The following is a 19,818-nucleotide window of genomic DNA, read 5'->3' on the forward strand; positions in this document are numbered from 1 at the left end:
GCTGATCGCATGTCAGCCACCCGCTTCACGTATCTCGGTCCCGAGGGCACCTTCACCGAGGCCGCCCTGCGCACCCTGCCGGAAGCCGCGACCCGGGAGCTCGTCCCGATGGTGTCGGTCCCGGCCGCCCTGGACGCCGTGCGGGGCGGGGAGGCGGCCGCCGCCCTCGTCCCGATCGAGAACTCTGTGGAGGGCGGGGTCACGGCCACCCTCGACGAGCTGGCCTCGGGCGAACCGCTGATGATCTACCGCGAGGTGCTGCTGCCCATCGCGTTCGCCCTGCTCGTCCGCCCGGGTACCGCCCTGTCGGACGTGAAGACCGTCACCGGGCACCCGGTCGCCCAGCCGCAGGTACGGAACTGGCTGCGGGCGAACCTGCCCGACGCGGTGTGGGAGTCGGCGGCCTCGAACGCCGACGGCGCCCGGCTGGTCCAGGAGGGGCGCTTCGACGCCGCCTTCGCGGGCGAGTTCGCCGCCGCCACCTACGGCCTCGTCCCGCTGGTCACCAAGATCCATGACGCGGAGAACGCCGAGACCCGGTTCGTGCTGGTGGGCCGCCCCGCGCGGCCGGCCGCGCCGACGGGGGCGGACAAGACGTCCGTCGTGCTGTGGCTCGGCGACGATCACCCCGGTGCACTGCTGGAGCTCCTCCAGGAGTTCGCGGTCCGCGGGGTGAACCTGATGCTCATCCAGTCCCGTCCGACCGGACAGGGCATCGGCAACTACTGCTTCGCCGTCGACGCGGAGGGCCACATCTCGGACCGGCGGGTCAGCGAGGCCCTCATGGGCCTCAAGCGGACCTGTCCCCAGGTCCGCTTCCTCGGCTCCTATCCGCGGGCCGGGGTCGCTCAGAGTGACGTCCGCTCTCCGCGGGCCGGTACCTCCGATGGCGACTTCACGGCTGCCTCCGACTGGCTGGCCCGCTGCCTCGACGGCCGGGCGTAGGACCTCCGCTGTCCACAGGGTTATCCACAGGCCGAGGTGGGGCCTGGGGACAAGTCGACAGAGCGGGCCGACAAGGTCGACATATCGGCTGGGGGCCCCAGGTTTCGCTCCGGGAAGCGGTACATGAACGGTGTCACCCCCGCATCGCGGATCAACTCTTTGGAGCGAGTCATTCCCACCCGAATGAGTGTGTGAGGGTGGTTTGACCCCCGATTCACCTCGACCATCCGCCGATCAGGAGTGATCTATTCCTGTGTCCACAGATGCAGCACACAGCCTGTGGATAAACTGCGGACGGTCACTATTCCTGTGGACAAGAACCCTCTCGGCCCTGCTCAGAGCCCCGCTCCGGAGCCGGCATCGTGCCCCTTTTCGGGGAATGGGCCCAGCTTTATCGACCACCGACAGGGGTCACTTCCGGTCAGCGATCGAGACTTATATATTCGTTGCAATTGGGGCATAGCGACACGCAGCGTGATATCGGTGTGATCCCAGGAAGCCCAGCCCGGTAGCCTGGAGGGGTGATTGACCTCCGGCTGCTCCGTGAAGACCCTGACCGTGTCCGCGCCTCGCAGCGCGCTCGTGGAGAGGACGTCGAACTCGTCGACGCCCTGCTCTCCGCGGACGAGCGCCGCAGGTCCTCTGGCATGCGCTTCGACGAACTGCGCAATGAGCAGAAGTCGCTCGGCAAGCTCATCCCGAAGGCCTCTCCGGAGGAGCGGACGGAGCTGCTGAAGAAGGCCGAACAGCTCAAGCAGGACGTCAAGGCCGCCGAGGCCGAGCAGAACGAGGCCGACGAAGCCGCCAAGCGCCTTCTCCTCCAGCTCGGCAACATCGTCCACGAGGACGTTCCCGTGGGTGGCGAAGAGGACTTCACCGTCCTGGAGACGCACGGCACCGTCCGCGATTTCGCCGCCGAGGGATTCGAGCCCAAGGACCACCTGGAACTCGGCGAACTCCTGGGTGCCATCGACGTCGAGCGCGGCGCCAAGGTCTCGGGCTCGCGCTTCTACTACCTGACGGGTGTGGGCGCCCTGCTGGAGCTGGCGCTGGTCAACGCCGCCATCGCCCAGGCCACCGAGGCCGGCTTCATCCCGATGCTGACCCCGGCGCTGGTCCGCCCGCGCGCCATGGAGGGCACCGGCTTCCTCGGCCAGGCCGCGGAGAACGTCTACCACCTGGAGAAGGACGACTACTACCTGGTCGGCACCTCCGAGGTCCCGCTCGCCGCATACCACATGGACGAGATCATCGAGGGCGACAAGCTGCCGCTGCGGTACGCCGGCTTCTCCCCGTGCTTCCGCCGTGAGGCCGGTACGTACGGCAAGGACACCCGCGGCATCTTCCGCGTCCACCAGTTCGACAAGGTCGAGATGTTCTCGTACGTCGCGCCGGAGGACGCCGAGGCCGAGCACCAGCGGCTCCTGGAGTGGGAGAAGCAGTGGCTGACCAGCCTGGAGCTGCCGTTCCAGGTGATCGACGTCGCCACCGGTGACCTGGGCGCCTCCGCCTCGCGCAAGTTCGACTGCGAGGCGTGGATCCCGACCCAGGGCAAGTACCGCGAGCTGACCTCCGCCTCGAACTGCGACAGCTTCCAGGCCCGCCGCCTGTCGATCCGCTACCGCGACGGCAAGAAGACCCAGCCGCTGTCCACGCTGAACGGCACCCTGTGCGCCGTTCCGCGCACGATCGTGGCGATCCTCGAGAACCACCAGCTGGCCGACGGTTCCGTACGGGTGCCCGAGGTGCTCCGTCCGTACCTCGGCGGCCGCGAGGTCCTGGAGCCGATCACCAAGTGAGCCCGGCACCGTTCCCGTACAAGCTCGTCGCGACCGACCTCGACGGCACGCTGCTGTGCGGCGACGACACCGTTTCGGAACGCACCCGTGAAGCGCTCGTCGCGGCCACCGCGGCGGGCGCGGCCCACATCATCGTCACCGGCCGCGCCGTGCCCTGGACCCGGCACGTACTGGACGATCTCGGCTACAAGGGGATCGCCGTCTGCGGACAGGGCGCCCAGGTCTACGACGCGGGTGCGCACCGGCTGCTGACCTCGGTGACGCTGGACCGGCAGCTCGCCGGGCTGGCGCTGTCGAAGCTGGAGGCGGAGGTCGGTCCGCTGGCCCTGGCCGCCAGCCGGGACGGGGTGGACGGCGAGGTCCTGTTCGGGCCCGGCTACCAGGTGCAGGAAGGCCTCCCGGCCCTCCGCCTGGAAGACACGACCGCGGTGTGGACGGCTCCGCTCAACAAGCTCTACATCCAGCACCCGGAGCTCGATGACGACCAGCTCGTCAAGGTGGCCCGGGAGACCGTGGGCAGCCTGGTCGACGTCGTCATGGCGGGTCCGGGGATAGTCGAGATCCTGCCGCTGGGCCTGACGAAGGCCACCGGCCTGTCCCTGGCCGCGCGCCGGCTCGGGGTGAAGGCGGCGGAGACGATCGCCTTCGGCGACATGCCGAACGACATCCCGATGTTCGGCTGGGCCGCTCACGGGGTGGCCATGGCCAACGCCCACGCCGAACTCAAGGCGGTGGCCGACGAGGTGACGACCTCCAACGAGGAGGACGGGATCGCGGTGGTGCTGGAGCGTCTGCTGGGCGCCGCTTAACGCGCCGGACGTACGAGAGGTCCGGGGCAGCCCGCGCCAGAAGGCGCGCTCGAAGTGGCTGCCCCGGACCTTTTGTTGCTCCCCGCGCACCTCACTCTGCCCCGCCCCGAAACCGCGTACCAGCGAATTTCCGCCGGTCAGCCGTGCAAGCGGCGCCGCCGCCAGTAGGCGACGGTGAGGACGCAGAGCAACGGCCCCCACATCAACAGGGGCACGTAGGACAGGGTGAAGATCCACAAGGCGGGTCCGGTGGGCGCGTCGGGGTTCGCGGCGTTGACCTCGCTCCATGTCGCGGCGCCCAGGAAGGTGATGCCGGTGAGCGCGAGCGCGCCCAGCACCGCGGGGACCACCGCCACCAACGGGTGGAACCGGCGTCCGCCCAGCCGCGGGATCCAGCCGGGCAGTTGCTCGCCCCATCGCCGGACCAGACCGAGGCTCAGCAGGCCCAGGCACTCCTGCAGGACGGTGACGAACACGAGGACCAGGGATTCCCGGCCCGGGTAGTACGAGTGGTGCAGATCGCTGCCCGGCCCCCAGCCCATGGGGACGCCGGCCGCGATCGCCAGCCGCCACAGGCAGCTGGGGAGCACGGTCAGCGAGGCAAGCACGGCGATCCGGTTGAGCCAGGGCGGCACTCCTGCTACGGCGTCCGGGGCCTGCGGGCGGGCGGTGGAGAGGGGTGCGGAGGTCATCGTCCAAGTCCTTCGGGTGAGGGGCGGTTCGATGCTTCGAGCCTCGTCGCCCCCGGCTCTCCGGGCCATACGCCGATCAGCAGGCCCGCGGTCATCCGCCGGGGCGGGAGGTCTGCCGGATGGGGGATGGGCGGGCGTCGGGTGCGCTCGTAGGGTCGGATCATGACCGTCAACCTTCGTGCTGTGTGGGCCCCGTTACTGGCTTCGGCCTCCCTCGCCGGAATCGTCGCCACCGCCCTGGGGGTGCCCGCGGTGCGGCTGATGCTCTGGTCGGGCTTCCTGCTCCTGCTGCTCGCCCTCGTGGCCCGCTGGTCACCGGCGCGGTCGGGGACCGTCGCGGGGCGGTCGGGGACCGTCGCGGGTGTCCTCGGTGTGGTCGCGGTCTCGGTGTGGCCGGTGCCGCTGGTGTGGGAGACCGGTTCGTGGCTGGAGATCAGCGGCGTGGCGGGCTTCTGGGCGGTCCCGGCCCTCGGGGCCGCGGCGGCCGGCGGCTACCTGCGCCGCCAGGCGGCCCGGATGGAGCAGGCCGTACGGGATGCGCGGCGCGACCAACAGCTGGAACTGGCCCGCGATCTGCACGACTTCGTGGCCCACGACGTGAGCGCCATCGTGGTGCAGGCGCAGGCCGCGCGGTTCGTGGCCGAGCAGGATCCCGGGCAGGCGGTCCGTGCGCTGGAGCGGATCGAGACGGCGGGGCTGAGCGCGCTGGCGTCGATGGACCGCACCGTGCACGCGCTGCAGGAGGCCGCGGGCGGGCCGACGGCTCCCGTCCCGGGCCTGGACCGACTGCCCGAGCTGGTGGGGCGGTTCGAGGGGGGAGCCCTGGACGCCGACCCCGAGGCGATGCGGGAGCTGTCGAGGGAGGCGGACACCACGGCGTACCGGGTGGCCGTCGAAGCGCTGACAAACATACGACGGCACGCGCCCGGGGCGGCCGTGGTCCGGGTCTCCGTACGCCGGGCCGGCGCGGGCACCGAGGTCAGCGTGACCAACTCCGCCGCCCCGCGCGGCGGGGGCGGGCTGCTGGCCCGCCGCCGACGGAGCGGTACCGGGCTGGCCGGCCTGCGGGCGCGGGTGGAGGCAGCGGGCGGAACCCTGCGGGCGGGGGCGGCCGAGGACGGCGGATGGCGGGTTTGCGCCGTCTTCCCGGCGGACGAGAAGGCCCTCAGGTGATCATGACGGGGTGACCACACGCATCCTGATAGCCGATGACCAAGAGGACATCCGCAGCGGATTCCGGCTCATCCTCGATTCACAGCCGGACATGACCGTCGTGGGGGAGGCGGCGGACGGGGAGAGCACGGTGGCGCTGGCCCGTCAGCTGCGGCCCGACGTGGTGCTCGCGGACATCCGGATGCCACGGCTCGACGGGCTGGAGGTGACCCGGCTGCTGGCACCCGAGACACGAGTGGTGGTCGTGACCACCTTCGACCTCGACGAGTACGTGCACACCGCGCTGCGCAACGGCGCCTGCGGTTTCCTGCTGAAGCGGTCCGGACCGGCGCTGCTGATCGAGGGCGTGCGGGCCGCGATGGCGGGGGACACCCTGATCAGTCCGCAGATCACGGTGCGGCTGCTGAGCCGGCTGACGCAGCCGGGTCCGGTCGCCCGGCCTGTGGCCCACCCGCTGACGGAGCGGGAGCTGGAGATCGTGCGGCTGGTGGCGCGGGGGTTCACCAACGCCGAGATCGGCGGGGAGCTGTTCATCACCGCGGGCACGGCCAAGACTCATATCGCGAACATCCAGGCCAAGATCGGGGCACGGAACCGGGTGGGGATCGCCGCATGGGCGTGGGAGCACGGCGTCGCGAAAGCGGAGGCCGACTAGTCACGTTTCACGTGAAACAGGCGGTGCGGGCGGTGTTTCACGTGAAACAACGTGGCGCGTCAGCGGCCAGGAAAGCAGTCCGACGGCCAGCGCGATGGCGTGGCCGAGGTCGGTGAAGGTGCCGCCGGTGGCGAGGGGGATCCCGAAGAAGGCGACCGCTCCGGCCAGGTAGAACCATCGCCAGGGGCTGGGGAGCCGGTAGGTGAGAACACCGATGGAGGCCGCGAGCCCGTAGCTGACGCCGATGTCGACGACATGGGTCATGCTGCGCGGGGCACGGTGGTCCTGGATGGCCGTCAGGAGGACTTTCTGGCTGATCAGGGTGGCGACGACATGGGCGGTGGCCACGATCACGAGCCAGCGCAGGGTCCCGAGCCATCGCTCGACGGGTGCGTGGAAGACCTCGAAGAGCACGGCGTAGAGGGCGAGCGAGGCCGGGTTCGCGATCCAGAAGGCGCTGCTGATGAGCGCCCGGACCGGGTGCTGGACGAGCTGGTGGATGTTGCTGCTGTTGCGGTGCAGCAGGACACGGTCCAGCTGGTCGGGCGCGATCGCGACGATGATGCTGGTCACGGCGATGATCAGCAGCCAGATGTGGGTTCCGGGCGAGGAACGTATCCAGGACCGCAGGGGCCTGGACGGCTCCGGAGCGGTGTGCTGGATCATGCACCGATGATGACCCGCAAAGCGGTGCCCCGCCTGGCCGGTGGGCCGGGCGGGGCACTGTTGCGCGAGTGCGTGCGGCCGGGTCTACTCCTCGCCCGCCAGCGTGAGGCGGCGTAGCTTCTGGCCCGCGTAGGCGGTGGCTCCGACGGTGACCACGACGAGCAGGACCGACGCGGTGGGCAGGCCCACCGTGGCGTCGACGTACCCCTCGCCGGCGACCTTCTCGGCCAGGGCCAGAGCCCACTGCTGGACGCTGAGGGTCTTGGCCCCCGAGACCAGGCTGCCGAAGAGCGACTCCCAGATCAGGGCGTAGACCAGGCCGAAGACGACCGCGTGCCGGCTGACCGTGCCCAGCAGCAGGAAGAGGGCGCTGTAGGCGATCGAGGCCACGAGCGCGGCGATCGTGTAGGCGACGGCGATCTGCTGGCCGTTGCCGTTGAGGATGAATCCGGCGATCAGGGTGGGGATCGCGGAGAAGGCCATGGTGACGGCGATCGCCACGATCAGCTTGGTCATGATGATCTTCGGGCGCTTCACCGGCTTGGCCAGCAGATAGACGATGGAGCCGTCGTCGATCTCGGGCCCGATGGCGCCGGTGCCGGCGATGACACCGATCAGCGGGACCATCGTGGCGAGCGCGAAACCCCCGAGGAGATCGGCCGCGACCTTGTCGTCCACACCGACGAAGGCACGGACCACGAGGGCGATGACGATCAGCAGGGCGGGCAGTGCGAAGAGAATCAGCGCGCGGCGCCGGCCGAGCAGGGCCCGGTAGGTGAGCCGGGCGACGGTGGGGTCGTACACGTACATGGGTGCCAGCTCCTTTCAGGCCGTGACGAGGTAGGAGAAGACCGACTCGAGGGACTCGTCGGAGGGCGAGACCGTCAGCAGCCGGATGCCGTGCTGCCGGGCCACCAGAGGCAGCAGCTCGGTGAAGCGGCCGAAGTCCACGGCCTGGATGCGCAGCGCACCCTCCTTCAGATCGACCTCGATGCCGGCCGTGGAGGGGTCGGCAATCAGGGCCGCGGCGAGCGACCGGTCGTCGGAGGAGCGGACGAGGTAGCGGTGCGGGCGGTCCGTCATCAGGCGGCGGATCTTGCGGAAGTCACCGGAGGCGGCGTGCCGGCCGGCCACGACCACCTCGATGTGCGAGGCGAGCTGTTCGACCTCCTCCAGGATGTGGGAGGAGAACAGGACGGTGCGTCCTTCGTCGCCCATGCGTCGCAGAAGGTCCATCAGCTGCATGCGCTGGCGGGGGTCCATGCCGTTGAACGGCTCGTCCAGGAGCAGCACGGACGGGTCGTGGACCAGGGCGGACGCCATCTTCACGCGCTGGCGCATGCCCTTGGAGTACGTGGAGATCTTGCGGTCCTGCGCGTACTCCATCTCGACGGTGGCCAGTGCGCGCTGTGCGGCCGCGTCGTCGAGGCCGTGGAGCTCGGCGTTGGCGACGACGAACTCACGGCCGGTGAGGAAGTCGTACATCGCCTCGCGCTCGGGCACGACGCCCACGTGCTTGTAGATCTGCTCGTTCTGCCAGATCGGGGCGCCGTCGAGGGTGACGGTGCCCGTGGAGGGGGCGAGGAAGCCGCCCATCATGTTGATGAGGGTGGACTTGCCCGCGCCGTTCGGGCCCAGCAGTCCCGTGACGCCGGGGCCGATGCGCATGGTCACGTCGTTGACGGCGACGACGTTCCCGAACCAGCGGGAGGTGTGGTCGATGTCGATGGTGGTCACAGCCCGGCCTTCCGGTAGCGGGCCATCAGGGCGGCGTAGGAGCCGGCGATGAGGCCGAGGGCGACGAGCAGGTAGACGAAGCCGATGCCGGCCGAGGGGCCCTCACCGCCGGGGAAGGCGGAGGTGGCGCCGAGGAACGCGGTCTGCACGCCGTCGATCAGGGTGATCGGGGAGAACAGGCCCAGCCAGTCGATGGATCCGGCGTTCCCGGTGCTGTAGGCGATGCCCTGAACCGCGGTGACCGCGCCGTAGGGGATCAGGAGCACTGCGATGATCGCCGCGACGCCGAACCCGCGGCGCGGGGTCAGCGCGGCCATCACCAGGCCGATCCCGGAGAAGAGCAGCGACAGCAGCAGAACCGACACGAGTCCTTGCCCGAATCCCTTGGTCTGGTCGACGAAGTCGAACTTCGCCAGAAGCGCGCCGATCCACATGATCAGCAGCGGGGTCGCGGTGAGGATGAACATGGCCGAGGCCATGGCCGCGTACTTGGCCACGACGTAGTCGACGCGCTCGATGGGCCGCGAGAAGTAGAGCGGGACCGTCTTGAATCGCAGGTCCCGCGAGACGGACTGCGGCGCCTGGGAGGCGAGGTAGAGGCCGATGACCACCTGGGTGGTCAGGGCGTACGTCGTGTACTTGATCGGCAGGTCCGTGGAACCGGGCACCGCGATGGCCACCGCGACGATGATGAGCGCCGGGACGCACATCACCGCGAAGAGCAGCATCGGGAGGACCTTCGACTTGGCGGACCGGCCCAGCCCGTAGGCGCCGCGCAGGGACTGCGAGAACAGCGACTTGCGGGCGTAGGCGCGGCCGAGCCGGGGTCCGTCGTAGGACCGGTAGCCGATGTTGTGGATCTGCGTCGACGTCTCAGGCGCCATCGGAACCGGCTCCCTTCTGCTGAGCGGTGTACGCGGGCTGGTCGTTGTCGCGGAAGACCTCCGCGATGTGGTGGCGGCGCTGTTCCATGCGGACCAGACCGACGCCCAGGTCGGCGACGGTGTCGCGGATGGTGTCGTAGGTGCTCTCGCCGGTGGCCTCGACGAGGAGGATGTGGCCGGCTCCGGGCAGGCCCTGCTCCTCTCCCGCGTGCAGGGTGAGGCCGGCCTCGGTGAGCGCCTTGCGCAGGGCGGCGGTGCCGTCCGGGTGGGCGTCGGAGTCGGTGACCTCGACCGCGAGGGTCGCGGTGGTCTGCGTGAAGTCGCTGGTGGAGCTGGAGCGCAGCAGCTTGCCGCCGTCGACGACCACGACGTGGTCGCAGGTCCTCTCCAACTCGCCGAGGAGGTGGGAGGTGACCAGGACGGAGATGCCGAAGTCGGTGTAGACGCGACGGATCAGGCCGAGCATCTCGTCGCGCCCGACCGGGTCCAGACCGTTGGTCGGCTCGTCGAGGAGGACGAGCTGGGGGTCGTGGACGAGTGCCTGGGCGAGCTTGACGCGCTGCTTCATGCCGGTGGAGTAGCCGCCGATCGGGCGGTAGCGCTCCTCGTACAGCCCGACGTGGCGCAAGGTGTCGGCGGTGCGCTCGCGGGCCGCGGTCGGCGGCAGCCCGGACATGCGCGCCATGTGGACGACGAACTCGGTGGCCGAGACGTCGGGTGGCAGGCAGTCGTGCTCGGGCATGTATCCGACGCGTTCACGGATGGCGCTGCCATGCGTATGGACGTCGAGGCCGAGCACGGCAGCGCTGCCCTCGGTGGCGGGGGACAGTCCCAGCAGAATCTTGATCAGCGTGGACTTGCCGGCTCCGTTGGCGCCCACGAGCCCGGTCACGCCGGGGCCGATGTCCAGGGAGAGCCGGTCGAGGGCGGTCACTCGGGGGTACCGCTTGCTCAGGCTTTCAGTCGCGATGACAGTCACGGAACCGACGGTAGTGGCGCGGCTGTCGTGAGGCGTCAGACCTGGAGCTGGATCCGGTCTCAGCCTTCAGGCGTACATGCCCGTACTGGAGGCTGATGTGGACCGGACAAGTTTGTCCACAGGTCCGTGCACGACCCTTGACGCGATCTCCGGTCATTGTCACATTCATCAGTGTCAACTTACGGGCGCGTACGGCTACACGGATGGACGGGCTGACATGGCTGGGGACACCAGGCAACGCACCGCGCTGCACTCCGGACGGCTCTCGGCCGGCCTGAGCGGCTTCAGAGAGGTGCAGCGCCTCTCGTACGAGTGCGCCGAGGCGGTCGCGGCCCAGCTGCGGCCCGGCGTGACCGAGCGCGAGGCCGCGCGCATGCAGCGCGAGTGGCTGCGCGACCGCGGGGTGCGGGACTGGTTCCACCTGCCGTTCGCCTGGTTCGGGGACCGCACCGCATTCACGAACTTCCGTTTCCCGCTGCAGTTCTTCCCGACCAACCGGCGGCTGGAGCCGGGCATGCCCTTCATCCTCGACATGGCGCCGGTCTACAAGGGCTTCTCGGCGGACATCGGCTACTCGGGCAGTCTCGGGCTGAATCCGGTGCAGGACCGGCTCATGGCCGACCTGCGGGCGCACCGGGAGCTGATCCTGGAGCAGGTGCGCGAGTGCCGCTCCCTGCGCGAGATCTACGAGGACGTCGAGCGACTGATGAACCGGCAGGGGTACGCCAACCGGCACCGCGCCTACCCTTTCGGCGTGATCGCCCACAAGATCGACCGGGTGAAGGAGCGGCGCTGGTCGCCGACGGCGTTCGGTTTCGGCACCCAGTCCCTCAAGGGGCTGGCCAGTGACGCCCTGCACGGGCACCGTGAAGGCTGGTCCCCGCTGTGGAGCCCCTACCACTTCTCCGACCACCCGCCGCAGCCTGGACTGTGGGCGGTGGAACCACACCTGGGCTTCCGGGGCACCGGAGCGAAGTTCGAGGAGATCCTCGTGGTCACCGACTCGCGGGACCCCGAGGAGAGCGCGTTCTGGCTCGACGACGACCTGCCGCACGTGCGGCGCTGGGCCGAGGAGGAGAAGGCAGCATGAGCGGCATGAGCGGAGCGGGAGCGATGGAGCCGGCGGGCGCGCGGGAGCGCTGGGTGCGCACCGGCGGGGTCGAGTTGTGCGTGGTCGAGCTCGGCGAGCGGGACCGTCCGACGGTGCTGCTGGTGCACGGCTACCCGGACAGCAAGGAGGTCTGGACGGAGGTCGCCGAGCGGCTGGCGACCCGCTTCCACGTGGTGCTCTACGACGTGCGCGGCCACGGGCGCTCCACCGCGCCGCAGCCGCTGCGCGGCGGTTTCACCCTGGAGAAACTGACCGACGACTTCCTGGCGGTGGCGGACGCGGTCAGTCCGGACCGGCCGGTGCACCTGGTCGGCCACGACTGGGGTTCGGTGCAGGGCTGGGAGTTCGCGACGGTCGGCCGCACGGAGGGGCGGATCGCGTCCTTCACGTCGATGTCGGGGCCCTCCCTGGACCACTTCGGGCACTGGATCAGGAAGCGCATGGCGCGGCCGACGCCGCGGGCGGCGGCGCAGCTCCTCGGCCAGGGCGCCAAGTCCTGGTACGTCTACATGCTGCACACCCCCGTGCTGCCGGAGCTCGCCTGGCGCGGACCGCTCGGCAAGCGGTGGCCCAAGATGCTGCAGCGCGTCGAGAAGGTGCCGGCCGGCTCCTACCCGACGGCCTCGCTGCCCTCGGACGCGGCGAACGGGGCCTGGCTCTACCGCGACAACGTGCGCCCGAGGCTGCGCCGGCCGCGCTCCGACGCGTACGCCCACGTACCGGTACAGCTGATCACTCCGACCGGTGACGCGTTCCTGTCCGAGCGGCTCTACGACGGCCTGGAGCGGTGGGCCCCGGACCTGCTGCGGCGGACCCTGCCCGCCAAGCACTGGATACCGCGGACCCGGCCCGACCAGCTGGCCTCCTGGATCACCGAGTTCGTCACGGCCCGGGAGGAGCCGGCCGCGCGGGCACCGGAGCAGAAGGCCCCGGCCAGGTACGCCGACCGCTTCGGCGGCCAGCTGGTCCTGGTCACCGGCGCGGCCAGCGGGATCGGCCGGGCCACCGCCTTCGCCTTCGCCGAGGCGGGAGCACGGGTGGTGGCCGTGGACCGCGACGAGGAGGGTGCGGCGCGCACGGCCGACATGGCCCGCCTGGTCGGCGCCCCCGAGGCGTGGGCGGAGTGCGTGGACGTCAGCGACGAGCAGGCGATGGAGAAGCTGGCGGCGAAGGTCGCCGCCGAGTACGGGATCGTCGACGTCCTGGTCAACAACGCCGGGATCGGCCTGTCCGGGGCCTTCCTCGACACCACGGCCGAGGACTGGAAGAAGGTCCTGGACGTCAATCTGTGGGGCGTCATCCACGGCTGCCGGATCTTCGGGAAGCAGATGGCCGAGCGCGGCCAGGGCGGGCACATCGTCAACACCGCCTCGGCCGCGGCCTATCTGCCCTCCCGCACCCTGCCCGCCTACAGCACCTCGAAGGCGGCGGTGCTGATGCTGTCGGAGTGCCTGCGCGCGGAACTCGCCTCGAAGTCCATCGGCGTCTCCGCGATCTGCCCCGGCATCGTCAACACCAACATCACCGCGACCTCTCGCTTCGCCGGGGTGGACGAGGCCGAGGAGAAGCGACGCCAGGAACGCTCCTCGCGGCTGTACGGCCTGCGCAACTTCCCGCCGGAGAAGGTCGCCGACGCGATCCTGCGCGCCGTCGTCCGCAACGAGGCGGTCGTGCCGGTCACGCCCGAGTCCAAGGGCGCCCTGTGGATGTCCCGGTTCGCCCCGCGCGCCCTGCGGCGCATCGCCCGGCTGGAGCCCCGGCTGTGACCGGGGTCCCGGATCCGTCGCGCGTGCACGGCCGCGCGGGGGCCGCGGGATCGGTGCCCCCGCGCAGAGAGCCCGGCACGGCCATATCCGGCTTCTGCCGGCGGTCGTACCATCCCTCGCAGGAGGGCTCGCTGCGCAGGGCGGTCGAGTACCTTGCGGCTTCGCCTGCCGCCCGGGCCGCAGCCGGCGCGGGCGGCCGAGCCGCCATGTCGTAGGGAGCCGGGATTGTCCGATCAGGCCGTAGCCGAGTACCGGATCGAGGATCTGGCGCACCACAGCGGAGCGACGGTGCGCACGATCCGCGCGTACCAGGACCGCGGTCTGCTGCCCAAGCCGGAACGGCGGGGCCGCTCCAACGTCTACCGGGACACGCACCTGGCGCGGCTGCGCCAGATCGCCGACCTGCTGGACCGCGGCTACACCCTGGCGTCCATCAAGGAGCTGCTGGAGGCCTGGGACGCGGGACGCGGACTGGGCGGCGTACTGGGGCTGGTCGCGGAGGTGCACGGGCCGTGGACCGATGAGGAGGCGGCCCGGATCAGCCGGGAGGAGTTGAACGCACGGTTCGGCGGCCTGCCCGACGACCAAGCGGTGAGCGAGGCCTGCGATCTGGGTGTGCTGGAGCGGATCCCGGGGCGCCCGGACCAGTTCCTCGTGCCGTCCCCGCAGGAACTGGCGGTGGCGGCAGAGCTGTACGCGGCCGGGGTGCCGCTCGCGGCGATCACCGGTCACCTCCGGGAACTGCGGGGTCAGGTGGAGCACATCGCCTCGCGGTTCCTGGAGTTCACCACCGAGCACGTCTTCGCGCGCTACCTCGGGCAGGTGCCGCCCACCGACGCGGACGCCGCGGAGGCGGCGACGATGGTGCGGCGGCTGCGGCCGCTGGCGCAGCAGACCGTGGACGCGGAACTGGCGCGGGCGATGCGGCTCTTCGCGACCCGGCACCTCCAGCGGCATCTGGGAGCGGCGGGGACGCCGCAGCCGACGGGCCCCTCGCCGGTGGCCCTGCCCGCCGGAACGGTACGCGCGGTGCAGGAGCTGGTCGGCGCCGAGCACGTGGCGGAGTTCGTGCGGGCCGCGACGGAGCGGGAGATCCAGGCCCGGACGATGAACGATCTGGCACGTCGGCGGGACCGGTAGCGCCTGAGCGGATCGGTCCACAGGTTCCACAGGGCGGATCACGCGTTTGTCGTCAAAACCCGCCCAAACGGCTGTGGACAAGTGTCCTTTTCCTGTGGGTAACCGGGACGGCGTCTCACCCTACGGTCCGGTAGGCGTCCCGGTCGGGGCTCGCGCCGTCTCCTGGCCCGGTCGCGGGGAGCGCGGCTGGTACGGCCGTTGCGCCCGGACCCGGCTCGGCCCCGCGGGTCCCCCGGTCCGTACGGCCCGTGCCGCCCTTCGTGCCGGATCCGTAGAGGAAGGTGGCCAGGGCCAGCCCGACGATCCCGCCGAACAACTGGGCGGCGACGAAGCCCGGCAGCGAACCGGGCGCGATGCCGGTGAAGGAATCGCTGAAGCTGCGCCCGATGGTGCCGGCCGGGTTGGCGAAGGAGCCGGAGGAGGTGAACCAGATCGCGGCCGCTATGTAAGCCGCCACCGCCGCCGGGATGAAACGGGCGCGCCCGATGCGCCCCAGCCCCTGGATCACGAGGACGAGACCGGCCGTGGCGATCACCTCTCCGACGAGCAGGTGGCCCCCGTCGAGGGCCTGCGTGGCGAAGGCGCCCGGGGTCCGGCCGAACATGGCCTCCGCGAGGAAGGCGCCGCCGATGGCCCCGGCCGTCTGGGCCGCGACGTAGACGGGCACCTCGCGCCCGCCGACCCCCTCGCCGCCCGTGCGGCGGGTCCACCAGGAGGTGAGGGTCACCACCGGGTTGAGGTGGGCGCCGGACAGCGGCCCGAAGAGGGTGATGATCAGCCCGAGGCCGATGGCCGAAACGAACGAGTTGGCGATGAGGGCGACACCGGTGTCGGTGCTGAGCTCCGCGGCCTTGAGCCCGGAGCCGATCACGACCACGAGCAGGCCGGCGGTTCCGATCAGCTCGGCAGCCGCACGGCGTGGCAGAGAGGTGTGGACTGTCATGGTTCTCCCCCAGGGCGGAAGTGATAATGGAAAGCATATTCCGCATCCTGGAATGATGGTAGAGGGCGTCCACCACCGTGCGGCACCGCGAACCCCGCGAAAATCCCTGCCGGAAGGTCTCCCGGGCGGGCACGCTGGGGTTCATGGATGAAAGACGCACCGTGAAGGTGTCCAAATACGTCTCGAAACACCTGCGGCACCAGCCGGAACGGATCGGACTGGTGCTCGACGCCAACGGCTGGGTGGAGATCGACGACCTGCTGGGCGCCGCCGCCGCGCACGGCTTCCACTTCAGCCGCGCCGAGCTCGATCACGTCGTGGCAGCCAACGACAAGCAGCGGTTCGCCGTCGACGGAACCCGCATCCGGGCCAGCCAGGGACACACCGTGGCCGTGGACCTGGACCTTCCGGAGGCCGAACCGCCCGCCTACCTCTACCACGGCACCGTGGCCGCCGCCCTCGACCCAATCCGCGCCGAAGGCCTGCGCCCGATGGCCCGCCACCATGTGCACCTGTCCCCCGACCGGGAGACCGCGACCCGGGTGGGCGCGCGCCGCGGCCGGCCCGTCGTGCTCAGCGTGGACGCTGCGGCGATGCGTGCGGCCGGGCACGTCTTCCGGATCAGCGCCAACGGGGTATGGCTGGTGGACGCCGTACCCCCGCAGTTCCTGCGCTTCCAGTAACCGAACCCTGCACCCTCGCATGCGAGGTGACGCCCCATCCACCATCTGCCGCCGCTCCGCCCGGAGCGGCGACGGCCGGTCGGTCAGCTGTCGAGCTGCGCCAGGGCCTCGGTGGCGATCTTCTCGAAAACGGCCTCGTCGGCGGCGAAGTCGGAGTCCGGGATCGGCGCGTGGATCACCAGCTCCGTGAAGCCCAGCTCGCGGTGCCGGCCCGCGAAGTCGACGAACGCGTCCACGGACGCCAGCACGGTATTGGCCTCGGGCGTGAAGCCGGTCAACAGGATCTTCTCCATGGGCTCGGAATCCCGGCCCATCTCGGCGCAGGCCTTGTCGAGCCGTGCGAGCTGCCCGCGCACAGCCTCCAGCGACTGCTCGGGCGTGCCGTCCTCGGAGAGCTTCGGGTCACCCGTGGTCACCCACGCCTGCCCGTACCGGGCGGCGAGCCGAAGACCGCGCGGTCCGGTCGCGGCAACCGCGAACGGCAGCCGCGGCTCCTGCACACAGCCGGGGAGGTTGCGGGCCTCCTCGGCGGAGTAGAAGGTGCCCTCGTGGCTCACTGAGCCCTCGGTCAGCAGCCGGTCCAGCAGCGACACGAATTCGGCGAAGCGATCGGCGCGCTCACGCGGGGACCATGCCTCCTGGCCCAGGGCCGTCGCGTCGAACCCGTTGCCGCCGGCGCCGATGCCAAGGGTGATACGGCCGCCCGAGACATCGTCCAGGGTGATGAGGTCCTTGGCGAGGGTCACCGGGTGGCGGAAGTTCGGTGAGGTCACGAGCGTGCCCAGACGCAGCCGTTCGGTGGCGGCAGCCGCGGCGGTCAGGGTGGGCACCGCACCGAACCAGGGGCCGTCGCGGAAGGTCCGCCATGACAGGTGGTCGTAGGTGTAGGCGGTGTGGAACCCGAGCTGCTCGGCCCGCAGCCACTGGTCCCGACCCCCCTCATGCCATCGACGTACCGGAAGGATCACCGTGCTCAGACGCAGACTCATGCATCGAGCCTACGGCGGGCCGATGTTTCACGTGAAACATCGGGCCACTCGATGTTTCACGTGAAACAGCGCCCTCCACGGCAGCCTGGCTTGATCATGGTCCGGTCCTCCCGTCCCATGGGCGAAGATGGAGCCGTGACCTCGGCTCCTCAGTGCCCGGACGGGCCCACCCCCACTCCCCGGCTCATCGCCACCGACCTCGACGGCACCCTGCTGCGCGACGACCAGTCCGTCTCGCCGCGTACCGTCGCCGCACTCGCCGCAGCCGAGGAGGCGGGCATCGAGGTCTTCTTCGTCACGGGCCGCCCCGCACGGTGGATGGACGTGGTCGCCGACCACGTCCACGGTCACGGCCTCGCGATCTGCGCCAATGGCGCGGCGGTGGTCGACCTGCATTCCGGACGGGAGTTCGTACAGGTCAGAGCCCTCCCGAGGACGGCCGCACTCTCCGTCGTCGAAGCTCTGCGTGCGGCGGCACCCGGGACGTCCTTCGCGGTCGAACTGACCACCGGCATCAACTACGAGCCCGCCTACCCGCCCTTCTTCAAGGATCCGGGCGCCAGGCTCGCGGCCGCCGAGCACCTGCTCCAGGAGAACACGGGCGAAGACGAAGGCCCAGCGCCCGTACTCAAGCTGCTGGCACACCACTCCGAAATCGCCCCGGACGAGTTCCTCGCACTGGCCCGCTCCGCCGCCGGCGCGTACGCGTCGATCACCCGGTCCAGCCCCACCTCCCTGCTGGAGATCAGTGGGCACGGCGTGTCCAAGGCGAGCACGCTGGCGCTGTGCTGTGCCGAACGGGGCATCTCCCCGGACCAGGTGGTCGCTTTCGGGGACATGCCGAACGACGTGGAGATGCTCAGCTGGGCCGGCACCTCCTACGCGATGGGCAACGCCCACCCCGATGTGATCGCGGCCGCGTCCGGCCGTACGGTCGCCAACAACGAGGACGGGGTCGCCCTCGTCATCGAACGCATCCTGGCCGAAAGGCTCGCGCGGCACGAGGCGTAGGCCGGGCAGGCGCAGCCGGACCGGATTGGACCGGGCAAGCGCAGGCCAGGCAGGCCCAGACGCACGCCGGCCGGCCACCGCTACTGGAGCGGGGCCTCCCACACCAGGGTGGTCCCGCCGCCGTCCTCCCCGAGGCCCGGCCCGTAGGAGCTCGTGCCGCCCAGGGACTCCGCCCGCCGCCGCAGGTTGCGCAGGCCGCTGCGCCGACCGCTCTCGGGGATGCCCACCCCGTCGTCGGCGACTTCCAACCGGACTCCGGGCCGGCCGTCGGGCAACGTGACGGTGCAGTCCAGGACCACCTCGATCCGGGACGCGTCGGCGTGCCGGAAGGCATTGGACAGCGCCTCACGCAAGGCGGCGATCAGGTTCTTGCCCACGAGCTCGCCGACGACCGTGTCGACCGGGCCGAGGAAGCGGTGTGCCGGTTTGAAGCCCAGCGGGACGGCCGCCATGTTGATCTCCCGCAGGACGCGGGTGCGCAGCCCGGACGGTGCCTCCGCGGGACCCTGCTGGAGGGCGAAGATCGCCGTACGGATCTCCTGGATCGTCACGTCCAGTTCGTCCACGGCCTTGCCCACGCCGTCGCGGACCTCGGGCACGATCGACCTGCGCTGGGCGCCCTCCAGCATCATCCCGGTGGCGAACAGCCGCTGGATGACCAGGTCGTGCAGGTCACGCGCGATCCGGTCGCGGTCCTCGAAGACCGCCAGCCGCTCCCGGTCGCGTTGCGCCTCGGCCATCATCAGCGCGAGCGCCGCCTGCGAGGCGAACTGGGTGGCCAGGGTCCGCTCGGACTCGCTGAAGGGCCGCCCGCCGCGGGCCCGCGGGGTGACCAGAGCGCCCAGGACCCGCCCGCCGCTGTGCAGGGGGAGCATCATGCAGGGGCCGAACGCGCTGGTGAGCGGACTGACCATGCGGGGGTCCGACGAGGCATCGTCCGTGAAGACCGGCTCGCCGCACAGCAAATGGTCCACCACCGGACTCTCGGCCGGGATCACCACGCCGAGGGAGGTGGCCGCGCTCTCCGCCGAAACGGCGACGATCTCCATCCCGCCCTCCTCGGCCGGCAGCAGGACGATCCCGGCGGCGGAGTCGGCCAGGCGGCGGGCCTGTTCGGCCACCACCGAGAGGGCGTCGTCGGCGTCCCCGCCGGACAGCAGGGCGGTGGTGACGGCGACCGAGCCGTCGATCCAGCGCTCGCGCTGGGTGGCCGCCTCGTACAGCCGGGCGTTGCCGATGGCGATGCCCGCCTCGGTGGCCAGCACCCGGACCATGTGGACGTCGTAGTCGCTGAACTCGACGCCGCCGTGCTTCTCGGCGAGGTACAGGTTGCCGAAGATCTCACCCTGCACCCTGATCGGGACACCGAGGAAGGTCTTCATGGGCGGGTGGTGCGCCGGGAAGCCGGCCGAGCGCGGGTCCTTCGTCAGGTCGGCGAGCCGGACGGTGTCCGAGTGCGAGATCAACGCTCCGAGCAGGCCCCGTTTCCCGTCCGGACGGTGGCCGATCTGCCGGGCCACCTCCGGGCTGATCCCGTACGTGACGAAGTCGGAGAGCCCGCGGCCCTCCGTGTCGACGACACCGAGCGCCGCGTAGCGGGCGTCCGCGAGCTCGGCCGCGGTCTCGCAGATGCGGTCGAGCGTGGAGTGCAGCTCCAGCCCGGTACCGACCGACCGCATGGCCTCCAGCAGCTGCGGCACCCGGGCCGTGAGCTCGGTCGACAGTCCGTGCAGGCTCTTGGTGGCCTCGGTGGCGGCGGCCAGGGGATCCGGTGTCCCCTGCGAGGGATCCGGCAGCGGATCCGATGAGTGCTGCGACGACTGCGCTGACATGTCC

Annotated in this window: 19 protein-coding genes; 10 read left to right on the forward strand and 9 right to left on the reverse strand. The window is 70.8% G+C overall.

Going from position 1 to position 19,818, the window contains the following annotated elements; genetic code table 11:
• Positions 1 to 9 precede the first annotated feature (9 nt).
• From pheA to AAT21_RS16140, 3 genes are all read left to right on the forward strand, one after another.
• Positions 10 to 945 carry a prephenate dehydratase gene (gene pheA, locus AAT21_RS16130; RefSeq protein WP_046777600.1) on the forward strand — a complete coding sequence of 312 codons (936 nt, stop codon included), beginning with the start codon at positions 10 to 12 and terminating at the stop codon, positions 943 to 945.
• 521 nt (positions 946 to 1,466) lie between these two features.
• Positions 1,467 to 2,744 (forward strand): serine--tRNA ligase, encoded by a 1,278-nt coding sequence (gene serS, locus AAT21_RS16135; protein WP_046777601.1) that lies wholly within the window; start codon positions 1,467 to 1,469, stop codon positions 2,742 to 2,744.
• The gene (locus tag AAT21_RS16140) at positions 2,741 to 3,553 is read left to right on the forward strand and encodes an HAD family hydrolase (RefSeq protein ID WP_046777602.1); all 813 of its coding nucleotides are present in this window, start codon (positions 2,741 to 2,743) and stop codon (positions 3,551 to 3,553) included. The genes serS and AAT21_RS16140 overlap by 4 nt, the downstream gene beginning before the upstream one ends.
• A 137-nt stretch (positions 3,554 to 3,690) precedes the next feature.
• Here AAT21_RS16140 and AAT21_RS16145 read toward each other — a convergent pair whose 3' ends face one another.
• Positions 3,691 to 4,245, reverse strand: a complete 555-nt coding sequence (locus AAT21_RS16145; protein ID WP_046777603.1) for a hypothetical protein — start codon at positions 4,243 to 4,245, stop codon at positions 3,691 to 3,693.
• Between the two features lie 162 nt (positions 4,246 to 4,407).
• On the opposite strand from AAT21_RS16145, the gene AAT21_RS16150 reads away from it, so the two are divergent.
• Both AAT21_RS16150 and AAT21_RS16155 read left to right on the forward strand, forming a co-directional pair.
• The gene (locus tag AAT21_RS16150; protein WP_157879723.1) at positions 4,408 to 5,418 is read left to right on the forward strand and encodes a sensor histidine kinase; all 1,011 of its coding nucleotides are present in this window, start codon (positions 4,408 to 4,410) and stop codon (positions 5,416 to 5,418) included.
• Positions 5,419 to 5,428: 10 nt separating this feature from the next.
• Positions 5,429 to 6,073 (forward strand): response regulator, encoded by a 645-nt coding sequence (locus AAT21_RS16155; protein ID WP_046777604.1) that lies wholly within the window; start codon positions 5,429 to 5,431, stop codon positions 6,071 to 6,073.
• Here AAT21_RS16155 and AAT21_RS16160 read toward each other — a convergent pair whose 3' ends face one another.
• From AAT21_RS16160 to AAT21_RS16180, 5 genes are all read right to left on the reverse strand, one after another.
• Positions 6,074 to 6,739, reverse strand: coding sequence for a rhomboid-like protein (locus tag AAT21_RS16160; RefSeq protein ID WP_046777605.1), 666 nt, complete (start codon positions 6,737 to 6,739; stop codon positions 6,074 to 6,076).
• 84 nt (positions 6,740 to 6,823) lie between these two features.
• The gene (locus AAT21_RS16165) at positions 6,824 to 7,543 is read right to left on the reverse strand and encodes an ABC transporter permease (protein ID WP_046778382.1); all 720 of its coding nucleotides are present in this window, start codon (positions 7,541 to 7,543) and stop codon (positions 6,824 to 6,826) included.
• Between the two features lie 21 nt (positions 7,544 to 7,564).
• Entirely contained in the window at positions 7,565 to 8,476 is a 912-nt protein-coding gene (locus tag AAT21_RS16170; RefSeq protein ID WP_030956885.1) for an ABC transporter ATP-binding protein, read from the reverse strand.
• Positions 8,473 to 9,360, reverse strand: a complete 888-nt coding sequence (locus tag AAT21_RS16175) for an ABC transporter permease subunit (protein ID WP_046777606.1) — start codon at positions 9,358 to 9,360, stop codon at positions 8,473 to 8,475. The genes AAT21_RS16170 and AAT21_RS16175 overlap by 4 nt, the downstream gene beginning before the upstream one ends.
• The gene (locus AAT21_RS16180; RefSeq protein WP_079025741.1) at positions 9,350 to 10,339 is read right to left on the reverse strand and encodes an ABC transporter ATP-binding protein; all 990 of its coding nucleotides are present in this window, start codon (positions 10,337 to 10,339) and stop codon (positions 9,350 to 9,352) included. Before AAT21_RS16180 ends, AAT21_RS16175 begins: the two co-directional genes overlap by 11 nt.
• A 217-nt stretch (positions 10,340 to 10,556) precedes the next feature.
• Between AAT21_RS16180 and AAT21_RS16185 the strand changes: the two genes are divergently transcribed.
• The 3 genes from AAT21_RS16185 to AAT21_RS16195 all read left to right on the forward strand — a co-directional run bounded on the left by AAT21_RS16185 (position 10,557) and on the right by AAT21_RS16195 (position 14,356).
• Entirely contained in the window at positions 10,557 to 11,429 is an 873-nt protein-coding gene (locus tag AAT21_RS16185; protein WP_046777608.1) for a M24 family metallopeptidase, read from the forward strand.
• A gap of 23 nt (positions 11,430 to 11,452) precedes the next feature.
• On the forward strand, positions 11,453 to 13,216 hold the full coding sequence (locus tag AAT21_RS16190) for an SDR family oxidoreductase (protein ID WP_200904432.1): 1,764 nt from the start codon (positions 11,453 to 11,455) through the stop codon (positions 13,214 to 13,216).
• 225 nt (positions 13,217 to 13,441) lie between these two features.
• On the forward strand, positions 13,442 to 14,356 hold the full coding sequence (locus AAT21_RS16195) for a MerR family transcriptional regulator (RefSeq protein ID WP_046777609.1): 915 nt from the start codon (positions 13,442 to 13,444) through the stop codon (positions 14,354 to 14,356).
• Between the two features lie 115 nt (positions 14,357 to 14,471).
• On the opposite strand, the gene AAT21_RS16200 is transcribed toward AAT21_RS16195, so the two are convergent.
• Positions 14,472 to 15,299: an aquaporin gene (locus AAT21_RS16200; RefSeq protein WP_079025742.1), complete on the reverse strand. Its 828-nt coding sequence runs from the start codon at positions 15,297 to 15,299 to the stop codon at positions 14,472 to 14,474.
• A gap of 143 nt (positions 15,300 to 15,442) precedes the next feature.
• Here AAT21_RS16200 and AAT21_RS16205 point away from each other — a divergent pair, with 143 nt between their 5' ends.
• Positions 15,443 to 15,982 carry an RNA 2'-phosphotransferase gene (locus AAT21_RS16205; RefSeq protein WP_046778385.1) on the forward strand — a complete coding sequence of 180 codons (540 nt, stop codon included), beginning with the start codon at positions 15,443 to 15,445 and terminating at the stop codon, positions 15,980 to 15,982.
• A gap of 83 nt (positions 15,983 to 16,065) precedes the next feature.
• Here AAT21_RS16205 and AAT21_RS16210 read toward each other — a convergent pair whose 3' ends face one another.
• Positions 16,066 to 16,971, reverse strand: coding sequence for an LLM class flavin-dependent oxidoreductase (locus tag AAT21_RS16210; protein WP_046777610.1), 906 nt, complete (start codon positions 16,969 to 16,971; stop codon positions 16,066 to 16,068).
• Between the two features lie 117 nt (positions 16,972 to 17,088).
• Between AAT21_RS16210 and AAT21_RS16215 the strand changes: the two genes are divergently transcribed.
• A complete protein-coding gene (locus AAT21_RS16215) occupies positions 17,089 to 17,982 on the forward strand; it encodes a Cof-type HAD-IIB family hydrolase (protein ID WP_046777611.1) in 894 nt (297 codons plus the stop codon).
• An 80-nt stretch (positions 17,983 to 18,062) separates the two neighbouring features.
• Here the strand turns inward: AAT21_RS16215 and AAT21_RS16220 are convergent, their stop codons facing one another.
• Positions 18,063 to 19,814 carry a GAF domain-containing sensor histidine kinase gene (locus AAT21_RS16220; RefSeq protein ID WP_046777612.1) on the reverse strand — a complete coding sequence of 584 codons (1,752 nt, stop codon included), beginning with the start codon at positions 19,812 to 19,814 and terminating at the stop codon, positions 18,063 to 18,065.
• Positions 19,815 to 19,818 lie beyond the last annotated feature (4 nt).

Origin of the sequence: Streptomyces yangpuensis (assembly GCF_001005295.1) — a bacterium.
Taxonomy (GTDB): Bacteria; Actinomycetota; Actinomycetes; order Streptomycetales; family Streptomycetaceae; genus Streptomyces; species Streptomyces yangpuensis.

Bases quoted from the DNA above. Each gene is read 5' to 3' on its own strand.
- AAT21_RS16160 (WP_046777605.1), bottom strand. From the start codon at position 6,739: ATGATCCAGCACACCGCTCCGGAGCCGTCCAGGCCCCTGCGGTCCTGG.
- AAT21_RS16215 (WP_046777611.1), top strand. From the start codon at position 17,089: ATGGGCGAAGATGGAGCCGTGACCTCGGCTCCTCAGTGCCCGGACGGG.
- AAT21_RS16210 (WP_046777610.1), bottom strand. From the start codon at position 16,971: ATGAGTCTGCGTCTGAGCACGGTGATCCTTCCGGTACGTCGATGGCAT.
- AAT21_RS16200 (WP_079025742.1), bottom strand. From the start codon at position 15,299: ATGACAGTCCACACCTCTCTGCCACGCCGTGCGGCTGCCGAGCTGATC.
- pheA (WP_046777600.1), top strand. From the start codon at position 10: ATGTCAGCCACCCGCTTCACGTATCTCGGTCCCGAGGGCACCTTCACC.
- AAT21_RS16175 (WP_046777606.1), bottom strand. From the start codon at position 9,360: ATGGCGCCTGAGACGTCGACGCAGATCCACAACATCGGCTACCGGTCC.
- AAT21_RS16185 (WP_046777608.1), top strand. From the start codon at position 10,557: ATGGCTGGGGACACCAGGCAACGCACCGCGCTGCACTCCGGACGGCTC.
- AAT21_RS16150 (WP_157879723.1), top strand. From the start codon at position 4,408: ATGACCGTCAACCTTCGTGCTGTGTGGGCCCCGTTACTGGCTTCGGCC.
- AAT21_RS16205 (WP_046778385.1), top strand. From the start codon at position 15,443: ATGGATGAAAGACGCACCGTGAAGGTGTCCAAATACGTCTCGAAACAC.
- AAT21_RS16220 (WP_046777612.1), bottom strand. From the start codon at position 19,814: ATGTCAGCGCAGTCGTCGCAGCACTCATCGGATCCGCTGCCGGATCCC.
- AAT21_RS16145 (WP_046777603.1), bottom strand. From the start codon at position 4,245: ATGACCTCCGCACCCCTCTCCACCGCCCGCCCGCAGGCCCCGGACGCC.
- AAT21_RS16190 (WP_200904432.1), top strand. From the start codon at position 11,453: ATGGAGCCGGCGGGCGCGCGGGAGCGCTGGGTGCGCACCGGCGGGGTC.